Source organism: Fusibacter ferrireducens, from assembly GCF_015352425.1.
In the GTDB taxonomy this organism is placed as follows: domain Bacteria; phylum Bacillota; class Clostridia; order Peptostreptococcales; family Acidaminobacteraceae; genus Fusibacter_A; species Fusibacter_A ferrireducens.
In genome coordinates, this window is sequence record NZ_JADKNH010000012.1 from 39,434 (window position 1) to 60,029 (window position 20,596).

The 20,596-nt window shown below is 37.8% G+C and carries 17 protein-coding genes; 14 read left to right on the forward strand and 3 right to left on the reverse strand.

What is annotated here, in order from left to right:
• Positions 1 to 38: 38 nt before the first annotated feature.
• Genes ISU02_RS17935 through ISU02_RS17950 form a run of 4 tightly spaced genes read left to right on the forward strand, consistent with a single transcriptional unit; the run spans position 39 to position 5,580 of the window.
• Positions 39 to 737, forward strand: coding sequence for an HlyD family secretion protein (locus ISU02_RS17935; RefSeq protein WP_194703224.1), 699 nt, complete (start codon positions 39 to 41; stop codon positions 735 to 737).
• 14 nt (positions 738 to 751) lie between these two features.
• A complete protein-coding gene (locus tag ISU02_RS17940; protein ID WP_194703225.1) occupies positions 752 to 1,921 on the forward strand; it encodes an efflux RND transporter periplasmic adaptor subunit in 1,170 nt (389 codons plus the stop codon).
• Positions 1,922 to 1,939: 18 nt separating this feature from the next.
• Positions 1,940 to 3,664, forward strand: coding sequence for an ABC transporter ATP-binding protein (locus ISU02_RS17945; protein WP_194703226.1), 1,725 nt, complete (start codon positions 1,940 to 1,942; stop codon positions 3,662 to 3,664).
• Positions 3,664 to 5,580 (forward strand): ABC transporter ATP-binding protein, encoded by a 1,917-nt coding sequence (locus tag ISU02_RS17950; RefSeq protein WP_194703227.1) that lies wholly within the window; start codon positions 3,664 to 3,666, stop codon positions 5,578 to 5,580. Before ISU02_RS17945 ends, ISU02_RS17950 begins: the two co-directional genes overlap by 1 nt.
• Before the next feature lie 184 nt (positions 5,581 to 5,764).
• Here ISU02_RS17950 and ISU02_RS17955 read toward each other — a convergent pair whose 3' ends face one another.
• Entirely contained in the window at positions 5,765 to 6,055 is a 291-nt protein-coding gene (locus ISU02_RS17955) for a hypothetical protein (RefSeq protein WP_194703228.1), read from the reverse strand.
• 232 nt (positions 6,056 to 6,287) lie between these two features.
• Here ISU02_RS17955 and ISU02_RS17960 point away from each other — a divergent pair, with 232 nt between their 5' ends.
• Both ISU02_RS17960 and ISU02_RS17965 read left to right on the forward strand, forming a co-directional pair.
• Positions 6,288 to 7,181 carry an MBL fold metallo-hydrolase gene (locus ISU02_RS17960; RefSeq protein WP_194703229.1) on the forward strand — a complete coding sequence of 298 codons (894 nt, stop codon included), beginning with the start codon at positions 6,288 to 6,290 and terminating at the stop codon, positions 7,179 to 7,181.
• A gap of 129 nt (positions 7,182 to 7,310) precedes the next feature.
• Positions 7,311 to 9,029 (forward strand): methyl-accepting chemotaxis protein, encoded by a 1,719-nt coding sequence (locus ISU02_RS17965; protein ID WP_228727872.1) that lies wholly within the window; start codon positions 7,311 to 7,313, stop codon positions 9,027 to 9,029.
• A gap of 205 nt (positions 9,030 to 9,234) precedes the next feature.
• Here ISU02_RS17965 and ISU02_RS17970 read toward each other — a convergent pair whose 3' ends face one another.
• On the reverse strand, positions 9,235 to 10,497 hold the full coding sequence (locus ISU02_RS17970) for an MFS transporter (protein WP_194703230.1): 1,263 nt from the start codon (positions 10,495 to 10,497) through the stop codon (positions 9,235 to 9,237).
• 97 nt (positions 10,498 to 10,594) lie between these two features.
• Positions 10,595 to 11,833, reverse strand: coding sequence for a MerR family transcriptional regulator (locus ISU02_RS17975; RefSeq protein WP_194703231.1), 1,239 nt, complete (start codon positions 11,831 to 11,833; stop codon positions 10,595 to 10,597).
• A gap of 176 nt (positions 11,834 to 12,009) precedes the next feature.
• Between ISU02_RS17975 and ISU02_RS17980 the strand changes: the two genes are divergently transcribed.
• The 8 genes from ISU02_RS17980 (at position 12,010) to ISU02_RS18015 (ending at position 20,352) form a co-directional block, all read left to right on the forward strand.
• The gene (locus tag ISU02_RS17980; protein WP_194703232.1) at positions 12,010 to 12,729 is read left to right on the forward strand and encodes a LytR/AlgR family response regulator transcription factor; all 720 of its coding nucleotides are present in this window, start codon (positions 12,010 to 12,012) and stop codon (positions 12,727 to 12,729) included.
• 3 nt (positions 12,730 to 12,732) lie between these two features.
• A complete protein-coding gene (locus ISU02_RS17985; protein ID WP_194703233.1) occupies positions 12,733 to 14,052 on the forward strand; it encodes a sensor histidine kinase in 1,320 nt (439 codons plus the stop codon).
• A gap of 147 nt (positions 14,053 to 14,199) precedes the next feature.
• A complete protein-coding gene (locus ISU02_RS17990; protein WP_194703234.1) occupies positions 14,200 to 14,796 on the forward strand; it encodes an accessory gene regulator ArgB-like protein in 597 nt (198 codons plus the stop codon).
• A complete protein-coding gene (locus ISU02_RS17995; protein ID WP_194703235.1) occupies positions 14,780 to 14,917 on the forward strand; it encodes a cyclic lactone autoinducer peptide in 138 nt (45 codons plus the stop codon). Before ISU02_RS17990 ends, ISU02_RS17995 begins: the two co-directional genes overlap by 17 nt.
• Before the next feature lie 232 nt (positions 14,918 to 15,149).
• Entirely contained in the window at positions 15,150 to 15,413 is a 264-nt protein-coding gene (locus tag ISU02_RS18000) for a hypothetical protein (protein ID WP_194703236.1), read from the forward strand.
• Positions 15,413 to 15,901 (forward strand): hypothetical protein, encoded by a 489-nt coding sequence (locus ISU02_RS18005; protein ID WP_194703237.1) that lies wholly within the window; start codon positions 15,413 to 15,415, stop codon positions 15,899 to 15,901. The genes ISU02_RS18000 and ISU02_RS18005 overlap by 1 nt, the downstream gene beginning before the upstream one ends.
• 157 nt (positions 15,902 to 16,058) lie before the next feature.
• Positions 16,059 to 17,216 (forward strand): exonuclease SbcCD subunit D, encoded by a 1,158-nt coding sequence (locus tag ISU02_RS18010; protein WP_194703238.1) that lies wholly within the window; start codon positions 16,059 to 16,061, stop codon positions 17,214 to 17,216.
• Between the two features lies 1 nt (position 17,217).
• A complete protein-coding gene (locus ISU02_RS18015) occupies positions 17,218 to 20,352 on the forward strand; it encodes an AAA family ATPase (protein WP_194703239.1) in 3,135 nt (1,044 codons plus the stop codon).
• Positions 20,353 to 20,596: the final 244 nt, after the last annotated feature.

A 20,596-nucleotide genomic window follows, 5' to 3' on the forward strand; every position in this document is an offset into this window, starting at 1 on the left:
AATAACAATAAATTGAAAAAAATAGAGGTGGATAAGTTATGAAAAAAGTAAAAGCAATTATGTCTATAGTCTTACTGGTGTTAATCGTCGGTGGCGCTTATTGGGGATATCAATTCTATTATCAGTCAAGCCATTATTTTATTACAGAAAATGCTCAAGTTTCAGCCAATATGATCACTGTGACACCAGAGATCACTGGAAAAGTAGACTCTTGGAATATCAAAGAGGGCGACATGATTAAAGAAGGGGCAATCTTAGGTGTTCAAGATGTGAGTATGCTTTTGAGCAGCAATGTGATCAACCCTGCAGCACTCAGCAGTTCAGCAGATGCTATTGTCTCCAAGGCAGAAATAAAAGCACCCATCAGCGGCAAGGTCATTCATACGACGATTGTTGAAGGACAAGTGCTTTCACCGGGAATGGAAGCGGCTATAATTGCAGATACAGAGCACATTTTTATCAAAGCCAATGTAGAGGAGACAGATATTTTTAAAATTGAGCAAGGACAGACCGTGGACATTACAGTGGATGCCTTTGGAAATAAACCGTTTTACGGTTATGTACAGAGTATTGGTCAAGCCACTCAATCGGTATTCTCCCCATTTCCTACCCTTAATACAAGTGGTAATTTCACGAAGCAGACACAACTCATACCCGTTAAAATTAGCATTATAAATGATGAAGGGTTAATTTTAATGCCTGGAATGAACACTAAAGTTAAAATTCATGTGAAATAGGAGAGGTAACTGAGATGAAAATGATTAAGATAGATCAAATGAGAAGATCCGTAAGTTTAGTGACGCTTTCAATGCTTTTAATGATTCTAATAAGCGGTTGTGCCAACAGTACAGTGGCTCAAGATTTAACGGTAAATGTTGCAACTGCGGGCGAAGATTCGATACAAACAGAACTTCAGTTGACAGGGGTTTTGTTGCCAAAGGATCTTGTGAATATCAGCAGTAAAGCATCTGGTCAAATTTTAAATATGCCTAAACAAGTGGGCGAAAAAGTGGCTAAAGGAGAAGTTTTAATAGAACTGGATACCAAGACGCTGGAGGCGCAATTGCAACAAGCGGAAGCGGGTTTGAGCGCGGCAAAAGCAGCTTATGCATCGGCCCAAAATCAAGCGGCTCTATTGAAAATAAGTTTAGATCAAACTGAAAAAACCTATTTGGATACAAAGGCACTTTTTGAAACAGGGGCTGTTTCTGAAGGCACATACACGGATACCACATCCAGATACAATCTTGCAAAAAAACAGTATGAGAATGCGGCAGGGCCTTTACAAAATCAAGCGCTTGCTGCCATAGAAAACGCTGAGGCGAGCATTCATACGCTCAGCGTTCAAAAAGAGAATTCAACGATTATAAGCCCAATTGATGGTGTTATTGTCAGCGGCGACATTCAAAGCGGTGAAATCGTGTCTCCTGGCATGTTGCTTTTATCCATTGCCGATTTATCGACATTAAAAATGAAGGGGACAATCGCACAAGCCTATTTGCCTTATGTGACAGTCAACGATAAAGTTGATTTTAAAGTAGATATTTATCCAGATCAGATTTACGATGCGGAGATTTCAAAAATTGGGCCCATGGCTGTGAGCACAGGTAAAATATTTCCAATAGAAATTACGATTCCAAACGAGGATCAGCTTATGGCAGGACTTTCCGCTAGATTTGAAATCGAAGTCAAAGGCAAACCGCATGTGATGATTCCCTTAAATGCTGTGGTCAATGCAGAAGGTCAGAGTTATGTTTATGTCATTAAAGATCAGGTCGCAATTAAGAGAGAAGTGGTAACCGGACTTAAGAATGATACTTCTGTTGAAATCCTTTCAGGGCTTGAAAAAGGTGAGGTCATTGCGATTACGAATACACATATTTTACAAGATCAAATGCTTGTAAAGATTGCCACTGAATAAGGGCATTAGGAGTTTATAATGATCAAGTTATTTAGATTTTTAAAACCTTATACCGTTCCCTTTATTGCTGTGCTGATTGTTCTGTTTGGACAAGCTATGGCAGAGCTTTATCTGCCAACACTTATGTCAGATGTTGTCAATGATGGGATGATAAAAGGGGATTCAGCTTATATATGGCGATATGGTGGCTATATGCTTATCGTTGCACTTGGAAGTAGCGTTTGTGCGATTCTAGGGAGTTTTCTCTCTGCTAGAATTGCAGTGGCATTCAGTAGAGATCTCAGAGAAAAAGTGTTCGTAAAAGCAGAACAGTATGCACTTCATGAGTTTGATACAATGGGCACATCCTCTATGATTACAAGAACGACAAATGACATCACACAGGTTCAAACGCTTATGGTCATGGGCATGAGATTTATGATATATGCACCTATTTTGTGTATTGGTGGGATCATTATGGCGCTTTCAAAAGATGCCCATCTAACGCTGATCTTAGCGATTATTTTGCCGTTGATGGCTGTGACGATAGCAGCTCTTGCTAAGCTTGTAGTGCCGCTCTTCAAGATCATGCAAACAAAAGTAGATACGCTCAATAGAGTTGTGCGTGAAAATCTTATAGGGATTCGTGTTATTCGAGCATTTGACAAGCAAGAAGTTGAAAAGCAAAGGTTTGATAATGCCAATCAAGATTTGGTGAGCACAGCAATCAAAGTCAATCGGATTATGGCAGCCATGCAACCTGTGATGATCTTTTTCATGAATATTACATCTGTTGCAATCATCTGGTTTGCAGGCATTCGGATCGCAGATGGCAATATGGCAATTGGGGATATGATGGCATTTCTTCAGTATGCCATGCAGATCATGTTTTCAATCATCATGGTCTCCATTATGTTCGTTATGATTCCAAGAGCTCAAGCCTCCGCTGTCAGGATCAATGAAGTGCTCGATTTAGAGCCTGAGATTAAAGATGTTGCAAACCCAAAGACAGCAGATGATAAAAGAGGTTATATCGAGTTTGACAATGTGACTTTTTACTATCCAGGGGCAGAAGAACCTGCGCTTTCAGGGATAAATTTTAGTGCAGGTCCGGGCCAAGTGACAGCGATTATCGGCGGCACTGGTGCTGGAAAATCGACGTTGATCAATTTAATTCCCCGATTTTATGATATCACAGAAGGTTCGATTCGAGTGAATGGCGTTTCAATTGCTGAAATGTCGCAGTTTGATTTAAGACAAAAAATTGGATTCGTGCCTCAATCTGCGATTCTCTTCAGCGGAACGGTGAGAGAAAATATATGCTTTGGTAAAAAAGATGCTTCTATGGATGAAGTAATACATGTTTCCAAGATAGCACAAGCGGATGATTTCATTTCTAAGATGGCAGACGGTTATGATGCTGAAGTCTCTCAAGGCGGCACCAACTTATCTGGTGGTCAAAAGCAAAGATTATCCATTGCAAGAGCACTTGTCAGAAAACCAGAAATCTATATTTTTGACGATAGTTTTTCAGCACTGGACTATAAAACGGATGCTAATCTAAGACACGCCCTAAAAGGTGAAACTCAAAATGCCACTGTTATCATAGTGGCGCAAAGAGTAAGTACAGTTAAAGATGCAGATCAGATCATTGTATTGGATCAAGGCGAGATCAAAGCCATTGGCAAACACTATGATTTGTTAAAATCCAGTACAGTTTATAAGGAAATCGTTTCCTCACAATTATCAGAGGAGGAGATGTAATGGCAGAAAAAAACCAAAGACCTCAAAGAGGTCATAGAATGGGCGGCGGTCCAATGCTGGGAGCCCCAGTGCAAAAAGCAAAAGATTTTAAGGGAACCCTTAAACGCCTAGGGACTTACCTCAAACCAGAGCGGACCCGTTTTGTGCTCGTCTTTCTTCTGGCGATTATGAGTACAATCTTTACAATTTCAGGTCCTAAAATTATGGGTAAGGCAACCACGAAACTGGGTGAAGCCATTATAGGGCTCTATTCACATCAAATCAAATTGATGTATGCTATCCAACAAAATATGCCTCAATCAACAATTGATGCCATAAAGAATCAACCAGTGCCCCTAGTTGATTTCGAGTATATCGGCAAGGTCTTGCTACTGCTTATTGTGCTCTACATTATCAGTGCCTTATTCCGATTTGCCATGTCATATATCATGTCCAGTGTTGCGCAAAGTACAGTTTATAATATGAGAAAAGATGTCAAATCAAAACTGGATAGATTGCCGTTAAAATATTATGATGGGCATTCTCATGGGGATGTACTCAGTAGGATTACCAATGACATGGAGACGATTGCCACAACGCTTCAGCAGAGTTTAACTCAGCTGATCGTATCGCTTGTGAGTGTGGTGGGCATTTTGATAATGATGTTAACCATAAGCCCTGTCATGACCCTGATAGCACTTTTAACATTGCCGATGAGCATGCTCATCACAGTGATTATTGCTAAAAATTCTCAAAAATATTTTTCAAAACAACAGAAAACCCTTGGAGAACTCAATGGTCATGTTGAGGAGATGTATACGGGCCATAAAATTGTTAAAGCCTTTGGTCACGAAGAAGCCTCTGTTGAGAAATTTGTGGACATTAATCATGAGCTCTACGATGTGGCTTGGAAAGCGCAGTTTATGTCTGGGATCGTCTTTCCTGCACTGAACTTTGTGAATAATTTAGGTTATGTACTCGTCTGTGTGGTGGGTGGCTTATTAGTGGCCAAAAAGAAGATCGAGATCGGAGATATTCAAGCTTTTATTCAATATATTCGTCAGTTCACACAGCCAATCGTTCAAATCGCTAATATTACGAATATCATTCAATCTACGATTGCATCGGCAGAACGCGTTTTTGAAGTTTTAGATGAAGAAGAAGAAATTGAGGACATCGAAGATTCTCAAGACATTAAGGACTTTAAAGGTCAAGTTGAATTCGATCACGTGAAATTCGGATATGTGGCAGATCAAACGCTCATGGAGGATATCAATATAGAAGTTGAAGCTGGACATACGATTGCGATTGTTGGTCCAACAGGTGCAGGGAAAACCACACTGGTGAATTTACTCATGCGTTTTTATGAACTCAACGGCGGAGCCATCAGAATTGACGGCGTGGATATCAGTCATATGAAAAGAGGCGATTTGCGCCAGCTCTTTGGAATGGTACTTCAAGACACTTGGTTGTTTAAGGGCACTATTCGGGACAACATCGCCTACGGTAGAGAAAATGCCACAGAAGAGGAGATCATAAGAGCTGCCGATTTGGCACATGCACATCATTTTATCATGACGCTTCCTGAGGGCTATGATACGATTTTGAATGAAGAGGCTTCTAATATATCTCAAGGTCAAAAACAACTCTTGACTATTGCCAGAGCCATTTTAGCGGATCCACGAATTCTCATACTAGATGAGGCAACAAGTAACGTGGATACTAGAACGGAAGTTTTGATTCAAAAAGCCATGGGCAATCTCATGCAGGGTAGAACCAGCTTCGTTATAGCGCATAGACTTTCAACGATACGGGATGCAGAACTGATTCTAGTCATGAATCAAGGCACGATTATTGAACAAGGCAATCATCATGAATTGTTAGAAAAAGAGGGCTTCTATGCAAATCTGTACAACAGTCAGTTTTCAGAGGATTAAACGATAAAAATCAAGCTATGAGATTAAAGTAATACAAAGGTGCTGTTGCCTGTCTAGGGACCTAGACAGGCAACAGCACCACAACAAAAGTATTCGTAACTTTATGTAAGAAATCAAAGTAATACATCTGTAAGAAATCAAAATAGCACATCGTTATGCCACATCTTTCATGATAACGATCAAATTAAAAAAATATTACTTTAATCAAAACAAGCACACAGCATGTTAACACCCCTGCTATATTCCATTTAGATCGATTTTCCATAAAGTCATTTTCTGTCTCCCAATCTCTACTTTCCCAAGCCCATTTGCCGCCATATACTAGAGCTGAAAAACTTGCAAGTAGAGAAACGATTGGAATAACCGACAATATAAAAACCAAGTATTTCTTATGATATATAGCCCATATTGGAGTAAGAAAAAAAGCGCCTACATATAATTTTTCTGTTATTTCTGGATAAGTCTGCATTTTCATAATAAAAAAACTCCTTCTAATTATTTACATATACTTTCATTTAAGATTCTAGATCAAAGTTTATACTATGTCAAATTATTTCTTTCTATCAATACCAATATTTCTGCCTGAAGCAATTCAAATTTTTTAGATTTTTAAATCATCTGATATTTTTAAATCATCTGATATAATAGTAAAATAAAATGTAGATTTCAAGATACTTTATTGTTGGAGAGCGAAAGGAGTGTGCCTCATGTATGAACTTGAAAAGCTTGGAGAGCGTTCTTATTATATTGAAAGTCCTGTTAAAACGGGCATTTATCAAATCGATGAACAAAATGTTTTACTGATTGACAGCGGCAATGACAAAGATGCAGCAAAAAAAATAGCAAAGATTATTCGCACTCAAAACTGGCATCTCAAATGGATTATCAACACGCATTCACATGCAGATCATATTGGTGGCAATGCCTATCTATTGGAGCAGTTCAAGTGTCAGGCTTTTACTGTAGGTGTTGAAACGGCTTTTATGAAGTATCCTATTTTAGAGCCTTCTTTCCTCTATGGGGGGTATCCTATGAAGGCGCTTAGGAATAAATTTTTGATGGCAAAACCCAGTGAAGTTGCTTCAATAGATGATTTTGAAACGGTAACAGGGCTTAGTGATTTTGAATTTATTCATCTGGATGGGCATACATTCAATATGATTGGCATAAAAACGCCTGATGGCGTTTGGTATTTAGGGGATGCCATTAACGGTGCTCATATTATTGAAAAATATCATGTTTCTTTTCTCTATGATGTCAGCGCTTATCTTGAAAGTATGGAAAAATTAATAAAGTTAGAGGGTAATTGTTTTGTGTTAGCACATGCAGGTATCTGTGAAGATTTGGGGGAGCTCATAGATATTAATAAGCGTAAGGTTTTAGAAATCATTGCATTAATTGAATCGTTTTGTGAAAATGAAATCGGTTTTGAAAACTTGTTGAAAAAAATATTTGACCACTATAATTTAAAAATGGACATGAACCAATATGTCCTTGTGGGCAGTACGATTAAATCATATTTGTCTTATCTGTCTGATGGCGATCGAATTTTTGCTACTTTTAAAGAAAATAATCTTTTATGGCAAAAAAACATTAAATAAGTTTGATGGATGGCGATAAGCCAAGAAACAAAGCCGTTTTACAGGGAGAAAAATAGTTTAAATGTTCCGTTTAGAGCGTATAAATAGGGTATAATACAACTACAAATTTAGAATTGGGAGCGTGAAGTTATGTTGAAACGGCTAGAGGTCAGATTTAAGATTATTCTTTTGAGCAGTACGCTCATATTTTTATTACTATTGGTTGCAGGTGTAGGTTATATCAAATTAACAGAATCAAATGATAATCTTAAATCACTTTTTGAGGTTAATCTGACTAAGACACAGTTGATAAACGATAGCCGGGCTCAACAGAGAGCTATAGAAGGTGATATTTATTACGTTTTTCTTCACGTAGGAGATAAAGAAAAGCAGACTGTCAGATTGAAAGATATTGAACATAGGAAAGAACTGTTTGATGCTGATTTACAGGGCGTAAGAGATATAGGGTTAGATGAGGCTGAGATTAAAGTTTTTGATCTGTTGGATAAGAAATTAGCGACGTATAGACCAATACGAGACGAAGCAATCAACTATGCACTTGCTGGGAATCAAGAGATTGCACTTAAAAAGTACAGTGAAGTTGAAGCATTAGGAGAGGAAATTCAACAAGATTTGGTTGCCTTAGCATCTGATCAGCTCATGGATGCTAAAAATGTCAATGAATATAATGCGGCGGATTACACTAAAACAGTGAAATTATTCGTGGGTATTACCATTTTTTCATTATTATTAGGTTTGGTGTTAACGATCTTCATATCAATTGATATAACAAGGCCTTTGAAACTGGCGGTGACCCAACTATCACAAGTTGCCTCTGGCGATTTTTCAATTGATATTTCAAAAGATTTATTAAAGCGTAAAGATGAAATGGGCGCATTGGCGACAGGTATAGATGAGATGCAAAACGCAATTAAGGGTTTAATTGGCAAAGTGATCAATGAGTCTAAGAATATTGAAAGAATTGTAGGCGATGTAGATCGTAGAGTAAGTGATCTCAATGGTGATATTGAAGATGTATCCTCAACCACACAAGAACTTGCGGCAGGTATGGAAGAAACTGCAGCAGCATCTGAAGAAATGTCGGCAACTTCTCAGGAGATGGAGAGGGCAGTTTCATCTATTGCAGATAAAGCTCAAGAAGGTGCGGTTAAAGCCAATGAAATTAGCAACAGAGCTCAGTCTACAAAAACCATTGTATTAGATGCACAAACGAAAGCCATGACGGTGCTGTCTAGTGTGAAAGAAAAACTTGAAGCTTCAATTGAGGCATCAAAAGTAGTTTCTCAAATTGATGTGCTCAGTGAATCCATCATGAACATCACCTCACAGACGAATCTGCTTGCGTTAAATGCTGCGATTGAAGCGGCTAGAGCAGGAGAAGCGGGAAAAGGATTTGCAGTTGTTGCAGATGAAATTAGAAAATTGGCAGAGCAATCTAAGGATACTGTGGAGGAAATTCAGCGCATTACTTTTAAAGTAAACGAAGCCGTGGCGGACTTAACGGGAAATTCAAATAACTTACTTGAGTTTGTGAATAAAGATGTCAATGAAGATTATAAATTAATCTTAAATGTGGCAGATAAATATAGTGAAGATGCCATTTATGTGGATGATCTGGTAACGGATTTTAGTTCAACTTCTGAAGAACTTTTAGCTTCAATTACTGAAATTCTAAAGGCTATTGATGGTGTTGCCAAAGCTTCTACAGAGGGTGCACAAGGCACATCGGATATTGCCATCAAAGCGTCAAATGTGACGGAAAAATCTATGGAAGTGGTTAAACTTGTCCTAAAAACAAATGAAAGTGCTCAAAATCTTGAAAGTGAAATTTCAAAATTTAAAGTTTAAAATGTCAAAAGTCAAGCATTGAGCAACCCTTTTCCCTATGACGTCGATTATGGGCAATATACGTTACAGCATAGGAGCGCTTCTATGTGAAACTGATTTTTGATGTGTTGACCTATTTTATAAAATAACTGCTAAAAGATGTCTTCAGTATATAAGGGATTGCCCTTAGTGCTAAAGACATTTTTTATTGCCGTTTTAAATTGTTTTATTTTTCAGAAGCAGGGCAGGCCGCCTTTTTATTGTTTGCAAAATAATGAAAAATGCAACTGTAAAGCAATGCCAGCACACCGCCTAGAATAGGCAGATAATAGACGGAAATACTTTGGATCAAAATACCGGATAAAAAGAGGCCAAGAGGTAAGAAAATTTTCACAACACTGGCCACAAGACTCAGTATTCTGCCTCGAATGTATTCAGGCAAAATATCTTGCAGAATATATGCTATGGGAATGTCAATGAGTGCAATTGTAATGCCCAATATAAACATAATGAGGAGATAAAGTATTCCGATCCATTCTTTTGGCCAAGAGATCAGAAGTGGAACGCCAACTGTAATAGAGCAAGCAGCCATAATCCAAACCATATTTAAGAGGATCTTGTCATAATTGAATCTAGACATGATTTTTTCGACAATGAGTGCTCCTGCTATTAGACCAACGGGAAAGGCACCATTGATCATGCCATACCACCTTGGGGAAAGCATCAGTACATTGTTTACAATATAGGGTAATGGGACTTGTAGCGCAAATCCCAGAAAGAAATTAATAAAGATAAACACACTTGTGAATTTCTTAATTTCTCTGGATGCGTTGAGATAATAAATGCCCTCTTTGAGTTCGATCCAAAGAGAAGTTTTGGGTTTGTTTTTCTCAAAATTTAAACAGGTGTTGAATTTAAAAAACATCTCTGTGCAGGCTGAAAATAGAAAAGACACGGCGTTAATTAAAAGAAAAAAACGCATATCGAATATTGCAAAAGCAATCCCACCCAAGATTGGACCAAGAATAGCAGAGAGTGAATCTATTATTTTGCTCAGGGTATTGATCTTTAGAAGTTTTTCGGCAGAAACTAATGCGGGCTTAGCAGCTTCCATACTGACCATAAAAAGTGTAGAGAAAAGCGAGAGTAGCACGGTGGTGAAATAGATGATTTCAAGAGATAGTGGGCTGTTGGCACTCACAGTATAGAGCGTCAAAAATAGTAAACCATTTAATGTATCTGTGAAGACAATAAGCCCCTTTTTAGAAAAACGATCTGTTAAGATGCCTGCAAAGGGTGCAAAAATAATCATGGGTACAATGCCAAGAAGGATTGATGTGGCAAAGTTTAAAGCCGATCCTGTCATTTTGAGCACATATAAACTGATGGCAAATGCGTAAATAGAGGAACCAAAGACAGAAAAGCCCTTGCCTGTAATAAATAAAATTAGGTTTCTGGAATCTTTATTTTTTGAAAGAATAGATAACATATGAACACCTCCTAACCTGAGTATAGTTGGTGGTGTTTAGGCGACATCAAGTCCCTTATTAAGAATAATTTGTGGATAAATATAACAAACGGTGGGGTTATCCCCACCGTTTACCATAGAACGCATAATTGAATATATGTTCGCCCTCCACAAAGAAATCTTCAAACTTGCCGCCCCGAGTAACTGTATCGGAGACATAGGAAGCATATTCTTTAAAATTGAGATGACTTATTTGTTCACTGACAAACGTAAGCTTAAAATTGTTCCTTAAGAAGGGTTTTATTTTTGAATTTTTAGAAAAATTTTTGAAGAGCAAAAAACTGGCCAGTAGATCACACGCTTCATTGCAGAGTGGAGATAATTCTGCAAGTAAGAATTCAGGATGATCAAAAGCGTAATTGCTTGAACCTGATATATCCAGCATGATGTCTATAGAATGGTCATATAAAGGGATTTTTTTAAAATCACATGCGATCAGCAACAGGTCAAAGTGCATTGGATTGCTCATCAAGCGATTTCTAAGCCATTTCAATCTGCCAATATCGTGATCTACTGCGATATATTGATTTGAACTGTGAATCTTATCATAAAAGTATCTTAAAAAGAAACCATGTCCAATACCGAGATCCAAAAATACTTTATTTTCATAATGCTCAAATGGAATGGTCTTATACGCCCATTCAAAATTTTTGTATAAATTGTTAAGATACTCAGAGTCTGTATGCATGATGTAATCTTCAACATAGATGGCGTCGGCATCTTCAGTAGCATGGGTTGTGATTAAATCCTCAGAATTTACAATCAAAATCCCCTCTTCTATTGTGTACTGCATACCACAAGTGCATGTGAAAACGCCCGTTACAAGCTTTTGGTTTGTGATGGCCCCCTCGGTTAAGAGCATAGCGGATTTGCAATGATAACAGCTGATGCGAGACAAAAAAGAAAGTGGTATTCCAAAAGGCTCACTCGATTTAGATTGTTCCAATGTCGTTTCAATTTTGTTCACAGCATCGGCCAATTTATGTTTGACGCTTTCAAGGTGAGCAATGCTCTCGTTGATAGACGTCATTTTTTGCTCAAAAAAAGATCGATAATAGAGCCCTTTTTCATAATCTGTAAGACGTCCAATGCGTTTGAAGATTAAAAGTGTCTGAATTTCTTGTAAAGAGAAGCCAATGCTCTTAAAATAGAGTATTTCAGACAAATCCATTTGACATCTTTCATCAAAGTTGTACTGAGCACCATCCATTTGGGGCACAAGTAAATCTAGGGACATATAGTGTCTAATTGTATCTATGGTTAAGTTGTTTGTAGAAGCAAATTTACCAATTTTCATAAGGTCTTCCTTTGTTTAATGATCATAGACATATTATACCCATAAAACGTTTTTCACACAAACAAATGAGGGAATATGTTATTATTATAATGATAGTAGCAGAGTGTTTGCCAAAAGTGAGCGGATCAAAATCACCTTCTTTTGGCTAGATAATAGATAGAATTGTGAGGTGTTATATGAACATATTGATATGTGATGATGAGCAAAGTATTTTAGAAAGAATGGTCAACATGACCACTGAATTCCAAGAATTTCCCTTGACAGTTTATTCTACTACAACCTCAGATGAAGCAGTTCAAGTGATTCAAAGTAAACCGCTGGAGGCTGTTATTTTAGATATCGATATTGATGAAAGAAGTGGTATAGAGCTTGCCAGGTACTATAAAAAATATAATCCAACTGGGCTCATTGTATTTATCACCAGCTATACGTCGTATGCCATAGATGCCTTTCAAGTGGAGGCAAGTAAATATCTGATTAAGCCTGTTCAGGTCGAGGCATTTTATGAAATTCTATGTTTTTTAAAAAATAAAGTAGATGAGCAGACTTTTATTGAAAATCATATGTTTAAAACAGTTCCAATTAAGGTAAATGGTAAGCAGATATTGCTGAAACAGTCGGATATTATCTATATAGAAAAAGTGGGTAAAAAAGCGGCATTCCATACCTTGCATGGCAGATATGAGGTCCGAGAAACCATGAAGGAAATCGATGAGTTGTTGACCAGCGATTTATTCTTAAAATGTCATCAGGGTTACATTATCAATATTGATCATATTTATAAGCTAGAAAGATATATTGTGTACATTGGAGATCAAAAAAAACCCATTCCCGTGAGTAAAGCAAATGTAGAATTAGTTCAGAATGCGATTAAAAGGAGAATTTGGGGGGAGTAATATATGAAATGGTTGATCATTGAAAATGCAATAAACCTCTTTGAAATGTTTATTGTACTCATTTTTCTTAAAAAGCAATTTTTACAAGTTAAAAAGACAAGTGTTGCAGATGATTTGATCGTGGTGATTGCAGGAAGTGTGATACTTTCGTATCTAAACCATAGCTTTGATACAGGCTCCATTTACGTTATGCTGATCATGTTTTTATATTGGCTGATCATTGGCGTGCGGCGGTATGGCAGAGCGTCTTTTTTGAAAATTGTGTTGGCGATTATTACAGTAGACATTATATTGATTGCATGTGAGTTTATTCTGATTGTGCTCATGGGCTTTTTCTTCAAAACGACACCTATGGATTTGGCAACCTTAGGGACAGATCGATTTGTATTTGTAATTAACAGCAAATTATTGGCTTTTTTAGTGGTCAATACGCTTCAGACGACTCAAATGAACACAGGAGTAGGGAAAAGATATCAATCCCTCATTTTAATTCTCATGCTGATGCTGAATATTATCATTGCTTTTTTTGTTATAGATATCTACAGAACCTATGTGGTCAGTGAAAAGGCAAATCAAAGTGTGATCTTTGTAAGTTTTGTCATGTTGGGCTGTAATATTTTGGTGCTCTTTATAAGCAAGATATTTTATAAGGCCACTCAAATTGAAATTGAAAAAAAGATGGTTGATCTGTCATTAAGCCAGCAAAGCGATCAAATCACAGCTCTTAAAGGTGTCATGGATGAAGTTAGACGCAATCAGCATGACTATAAAAATCACTTTCAGGCAATTCGGACGATGGTCAGTCATGACAAACTGAACGAGGCTTTAAGCTATATTGATGTCCTCCTTGGAGACCAATCCGCACTGGATAAAAACCTAAAAACGTCAATGACTGCTATTGAGCTGATTTTGGAGCAAAAAATTAATGAAGCGTTGCAATTTGATATTGAGGTTGAAAAAGAAGTTTTGATTCCAAGTAATCTCAACGCACTGGAATATAGCATGGCGATGATTATCAGCAATTCTATGGATAATGCCATAGAGGCCTGCCAATTCGTTCCAAGTAACGCCAGCATAAAAATTAAAATATTCATGAGAAAGGGCTACTTGAATTATTATATTGAGAACACTTCCAGTGGAGAGTATCGAAGAGAAAGTGGGCGCTATTTAACGCGTAAAAAGGAAAAAACATTACACGGTTACGGTTTAAGAAATATAGAGGAGCTCGTGAACAAGCACAATGGTTTTTTTGAAATCCAAGCTTTAGAAGACAAATTTATCCTTAAATGCAGTATGTTGGTTGATGAAAATGAAACATTTTAACAGTTGTGTTCCAAATAAGCCACAATTCGTTCCAAATAGGCCACCCCTATTGATTTTATAAGGAGCACCCTTATATAATGAACACAGGCGTAAAAGATAAAAATAAAAACGTCACGGGAAAATATCACTTATCGGGGTGTGATTCATTTGATCCAGAAACTAGCGAATAGAATAAGAAAAAAATTTTTCCAAGGACAGTTTAAAGATGAGATCGAAGAAGCCAAGTTTGAGTACGGATTGCTGTTGTTCATTGAGACATTACTGGACATTTTAGGATTTATAGTAATCGGTTTGCTCCTTGGATGCTTAGATCATCTAGCTGTTTATCTGTTGACTTTCGCAGTTGTGAGATTAAATGCGGGAGGCTATCATGCCAAGACTTTTATAGGTTGTTTTGCAACGATAACTGTCATGGCGTTGACCTCCGTCGGAATATTGACCTATTATAATGGACCGCTTTTCGTTTACCTGACTTTAGGTGTGTTATCTGGTGGGATGATTATGATCATGGCACCACTTGATTCCATTTCAAAGCCCCTGAGCGAAAGACAGAAGCGTAGGTGTAAAGTTAAGACTCTCTACTTTACAACAGGCATTATGGCATTGAGCTTTGTCCTTTATGTATTAGGTTACTTAGATGGGTTTAAAATGATGACATTGGCATTAATGGGCCAAATGCTCAGCATGATACCGATCTTTTATAAATACAAGAAAGGGGAAAAATATTATGAAAATGTTATTTGAAAAAATGAATCAAGTCTTTATGGTGGCAATCTTTGGTCTAGCACTAACAAATTTGAGCTCAGCATGTATGTTCTGGGCACATCAACCAGAGGTACCAAAATGCTTAAATGAGATCGACTAGTAAATAAGCGTTTTCAATTTTAGTAATTTCCTAGATTTTAACAATTTCCTAGACAATTTTAGTAAACTCCTAGACAACTTAAAAAAATGGGATTTTGAGCAAACCTGTTGACTCAAATCCTATTTTTTTAAACCCTTTATGTGAATGCTTTGGGGGGTGGGTTCCTATTAAAAAATTGTACGTACTCTTTAAAGTAATTTTAATCGCTGGTTTAATCACCGATATCTATTGGATGAAATTATATACACCGACATTGATCTTCATACTAAATGCAATAGTGACTTCTGTAGCATATGCAGTTATATTATTTTTTAATGGTGCAAAACAAATTAAAATGCTTATTCGTGTTTTTGCAATTGTTTTGATGCTGGAACCTATGGCACTTTATTATCGATTTAATTCAGTGCAGATTGCATTATTTTCTATCTTAATAGGTGCTATTCTAATGTTTTTTCTATTCGCAATTAAAGAAGAAATGGAGAGTGAGGATCTTTAATGTTTAAAAAGGTAATTAAAAATGTGGTCAAGGTGAGTTTAGCAATGCTATCTACCCTTTTGTTATTCCTTTTTTTCTCAAGTGAAAGTATCACTTTTAGCGTCCCAAATTCGATCTTGGAGTTCTCCAAGTTCATGGAGGCGCAAAAGACATTTGAAATTGTACTCACAGATGATTCCAAGGGATACGATCAACATTCTGATTATGAAATATATGAGCGCGATTTTTCAGTAAATTCTGATGTGGTGGCGCTTTGCATCAAGAAATACGATACCATTGAAAAGGCTCAAGAAGCGTATAATATCTTAAATCATAAAAATTTGATCAAAATGACTTTTGATATAGATGGGAATTCATACATAAGATTTAAAATAGGCGAAGTTAATTATTGTGCTTGGCGTAATGGTAAAACTGTAGTTGTCATGAAATCCACGAATAAAGAGTCTCTTCAGATGTTGAAAAATTATATAGTAAAACAGATCATGTGATTTAGATCATGTGAATTCAAACACAAATTTGCTTTCATCCTTTTTTGGTTTTATCCCTTTGAGCCTCCCCAATGTGCCCCTACTTAAACATGGTTGGAGGCTCTTTTTTTGTTTCCATTTTGTCAATAACCACTATAATAGAAAGAGGAGGTGTGCTATGAAAATGATTCATTCTGCCGATTGGCATCTTGGAAAGCTGATCAACAATGTATTCATGACAGAAGACCAAGCTTATATTTTAAAGCAACTCAAAGAGACCCTTATCCGTGAGCATATTGAAGTTTTAATGATTTCAGGAGATATTTATGATAGAAGTATTCCACCGGTGGAAGCCGTTTCATTGCTAAATGATTTTCTTTCAGAAGTCGTTGAAGAACTCAACGTAAAAGTCATCATTAGCAGTGGCAATCACGATTCAAGTGAGCGGTTGTCTTTTGGTTCAATGCTCCTCAGAAAGAAGGGGTTGTACATTGTTGGCAAGACAGAACAGGGTTATGAGACCATTTCTCTGGAGGATGCATCGGGTGCAATTATAGATTTTCACGTCATGCCATTCATGACAGCTTTTGAAGCGAGGAAGTGCTTTCATAATCCAGATCTTAAGACACCTGATGAGGCGATGGCATTTATCGTGGATCAGATCAGGGCTAAAGCCGTACCTGAACATCTAAACGTCGTCATGGCACACGGTTTTGTAATTGGAACAGAAGCGCCGGAGGAAAGTGATTCAGAAAGACCACTCAATATGGGCGGCACAGATGCGATTTCATATAGACACTTTATAGATTTTGATTATGTGGCACTTGGACATTTGCATAATCTTCAAAGAGCAGGGCGCGATCAGATTAGATATTCGGGCTCTCTTTTGAAGTATTCGTTCTCAGAAAATCAAGTTAAAAAAGGCGTTCTTAAAGTTGAACTCAGCTTAGGTCAAGCACCTCAAATTGAATTTTTGCCTCTAAAACCCATTCGCGATATGCGTGTGATTAAGGGCCCACTAGATCAACTTATTTCGGATGAAATCGTCTCGGCGTTTAATTGCAAAGACTATATTCATGCGATTCTTACTGATCGAGGGGAACTCATGGAACCTATGAATACTCTCAGAAGTGTTTATCCCAATATTTTATCCATGGAAAAGCAGAGTACAAGCAGCCCGCAAAACCTAGGAGAAATGACAGACCTGCGTCGAGAAAAAAATCCAGTCCATCTGTTTGATCTGTTTTATACAACCGTTGAAGGGGAGAACCTGGAAGAAACAGAGAGGGCCTTTGTGAAACAAGTTGTTGAAAATGCCATGAAGGGAGAATCTTAAAATGAGACCCATTACATTGACTATGGAAGCTTTTGGTCCCTTTTCGGAACAAGAGTGCATCCATTTTGACCCGTTTAGAGAAAAGGGCATTTTTTTGATCACAGGTCCGACGGGTGCAGGCAAGACCACTATTTTTGATGCGATGATTTATGCACTATATGGCGTATCCTCTGGTGATCAAAGAGATGGGGAGAGTTTTAGAAGTGACCATGCAAGACCCGATCAAATGACGTCCGTCACACTGATATTTGAACTCAAAGGCAAAATTTATAAGGTAAAACGCATCCCAAAGCAAGTGAGACCCAAACTCAGTGGAGAGGGTTTCACAGTTCAAATGACCGATGCAGAACTTGAAGGCGATGGCATGATCTTGTCGGGTGTTAAAGATGTGACAGAAAAAATAAACGCGCTCTTCGGGCTCAATGCCGAACAATTTAGACAGATTATGATGATTCCACAAGGTGAATTCAGACGTCTTATTTTAAGTGACAGCAGAGAAAAATCCGAGATTTTTAGAAAATTATTTGGAACAGCTCTATTTGAACGCATACAAGATCAAATGAAAATTGAAGAAGATTTGCTCAGAAATCAACATTTTGAGACAGGAGCACATATTAAAGTCCTACTTGGCCAATTGAGTCTAACAGAAACTCTTGACCCTTTAAGGGCACAGTGTATGGAAAACGCTGTAATCCCTAATTTTAAGAAGCTTATTGAAGCAGTGGATACGGTCATAAAAACGGATGAAGCGCAGTGTGGTGAGCTGAAACTACAAATTGAAGCAGATGTTAAGCGTCAAGATCAGATGAAATTAGAGATTGCAAATCAAAAGCAATTGACGATTCAATTTGAAGTGCTTCAACAGTGTAGGGCAAAACTCAAAGCACATCTCAAAGGGGAGTCCGAAGCTGAAATGAACAAGATCAGAATAAAATTTGCACAGAAAGCTGAGCGGATAGACTCTGAAGCAAAGCATAAGTTGGAAAAAGAAGAGTCTTATAATGTACGCAAACGCGCTTATGAACAGATTGCAGTACAATATGACCATGAAGAAGTGGCTTATAATTTAAGTAAAAAAGCTTTTGAAGGCATTCTGGCGTTAAAAGAAGTCCATGAAAAAACTCAGACGCAACTTATGAGGCTTAAAATGATCCGTGAAGAAGTGCAAGCACTCGATTTGCATCAGAAGCGTTTTGAAATACTTCAAAAGGAAATTGAAACGTTTGCGTTGGCACATGAACAAGCCATCGGAGATATGGAAAAATTAAAAGAAAAAATAGGTGAGACCGCCTTGAAAGTGTCCGCATTACAAGAAAGCAAGGTGAAACTGGCAGCACTTTCAGGCCAGAGGACGACATTAAATCATGTTATTTCAGTCTTTGACGATTGGAATGAACGAGAGCAGCAGTTAGAGCAAAGGGAAAAGACCCTTACTGAGCTCGCTGAACGCATAAAAATACAATCGAATGCCGTATCTGCTGCTAGAAAAGCTTGGCAACAACTAGAGACACAATTTATGAAAGGGTATTCAGGCATATTGGCCAAAGCTTTGAAGGATCAGTCGCCTTGTCCAGTCTGTGGTTCTTGCCACCATCCGAACCCTGCATCAGAAGGCGCAGTGATTTCCAAAGCAGAACTTGATGAGTCTAGGCGTGTTTTAGAAGGTCAAATGAATCAGTTTGAAAAGATAAAAGCGGAAGCGGACGCTTTAAGGAGTCAGAATGAGATAGAGCATTTGAATCTCAATAAGCTTTGGAAACAATTCGCAAATCAATTTTCGGAGTTGTTTAACACGCCTGCGTCTATGACGCATAAAGATGAAGTTCAAGTGAAGTTAAGTAACTATAAAACACGCCTTTCAGAAAAAGAGAGTCAATATAAGCGAGATATAGAAAGGGCATCTTTCTTGTTGAATCAGCAAGAAACTCAGGAGAAAAATCTTGAAACCTTTATAAAAACTCAAAAATCGTTGGAAGACAAACTCAATGCACATTATCTGGAAAGAGAGAGCTTAAAGACAAAGATAGACCAAATTACAGACAAAGTGCCTGAGCAGTTTCTAGAATATCCAATTTTATTGGCTGAACTCAAGCGTTTAGAAAAGGATTTAAAGCAGCTTTCCTCAGAAATACAAAATATCTCGGATACACATGCAATGCATCGTGAAACACTCAATATGCTCTCCGAGAAAAAAAGGCTTGCAGATGAAGAATTAAATGCGGCAAGAGAAAAATTGAAATTGGCGAATCAAGTGTTTGATCAAGTGCTTGCAGAAAATGACTTTGATACTGTTGAGGCTTACAGGGCAGCTCAATTGAGTCGACTAGAAATGGAACGCCTTTCGGAACAAGTGGAGACTTTCTACGGTCAGAAGCAAGATCTGGAAAAGACCTTAACCGCTCAGAGTGAACTCTTAAAGGGTAAGCAAATGCAGGATACAGACATACTTGAAGAACAACTCAGAGCCATTGAAGCAATCACTTCAACACAAAGGCAAAGGTTAAATCAAATGCTTGCAAGTGTTTCTCAAAATAGAAAGCTCATATCTGAAATCAATCAGTTGCTTTTAAAATTAGAATCTATTAGCTTAAAGCATGCTTATGTGAGCAAGTTGGCAAGAATGGCAAGGGGACAGAATGCACAGAGACTCTCTTTTGAAAATTTTGTACTCTCGCAATATTTTGAGGATGTTTTAAATGCTGCAAATTTGAGACTTCACAAGATGACCACAGGTAGATTTGAGCTCATTAGAAAGCGCGAAAAGAGCAAGGGCAATGCTCAAAGTGGGTTAGACATAGAAGTCATGGATCAGTACACGGGTAAACTGAGGCATGTGAAAACGCTCTCAGGAGGCGAAACGTTTAAAGCGTCCCTGGCGTTAGCACTTGGTTTATCTGATATTGTTCAGAGGTTTTCCGGAGGCATCAGTCTAGAGACGATGTTCATAGATGAAGGTTTTGGAACGCTGGACAGCGACTCTCTGGATAAGGCCATTGAATCGCTCATGTCGCTGAGCAACCATAATCGACTTGTGGGGATTATATCTCATGTGCAAGAACTCAAAGAGCGCATTCCATCTCAGCTTCAGGTCATCCAACAAATTGAAGGGTCGCATACTCAAATTTCATTATTTTAACAACATTTGAGCCATCTCTCGATGACTCAAACCGATTTTCGCTGACGCTGTTTGAGGTTGAACATTCCTCAGCACAGCTTATGGCTCAAATCTTGTTGTATTGAACAACATTTGAGTCATTTCTCGATGACTCAAACCGATTTTCGCTGACACTGTTTGAGGTTGAACATTCCTCAGCACAGCTTATGGCTCAAATCTTGTTGTTTTAAAAAAAAAAGAAGGTCTTATTATTGGACCTTCTTTT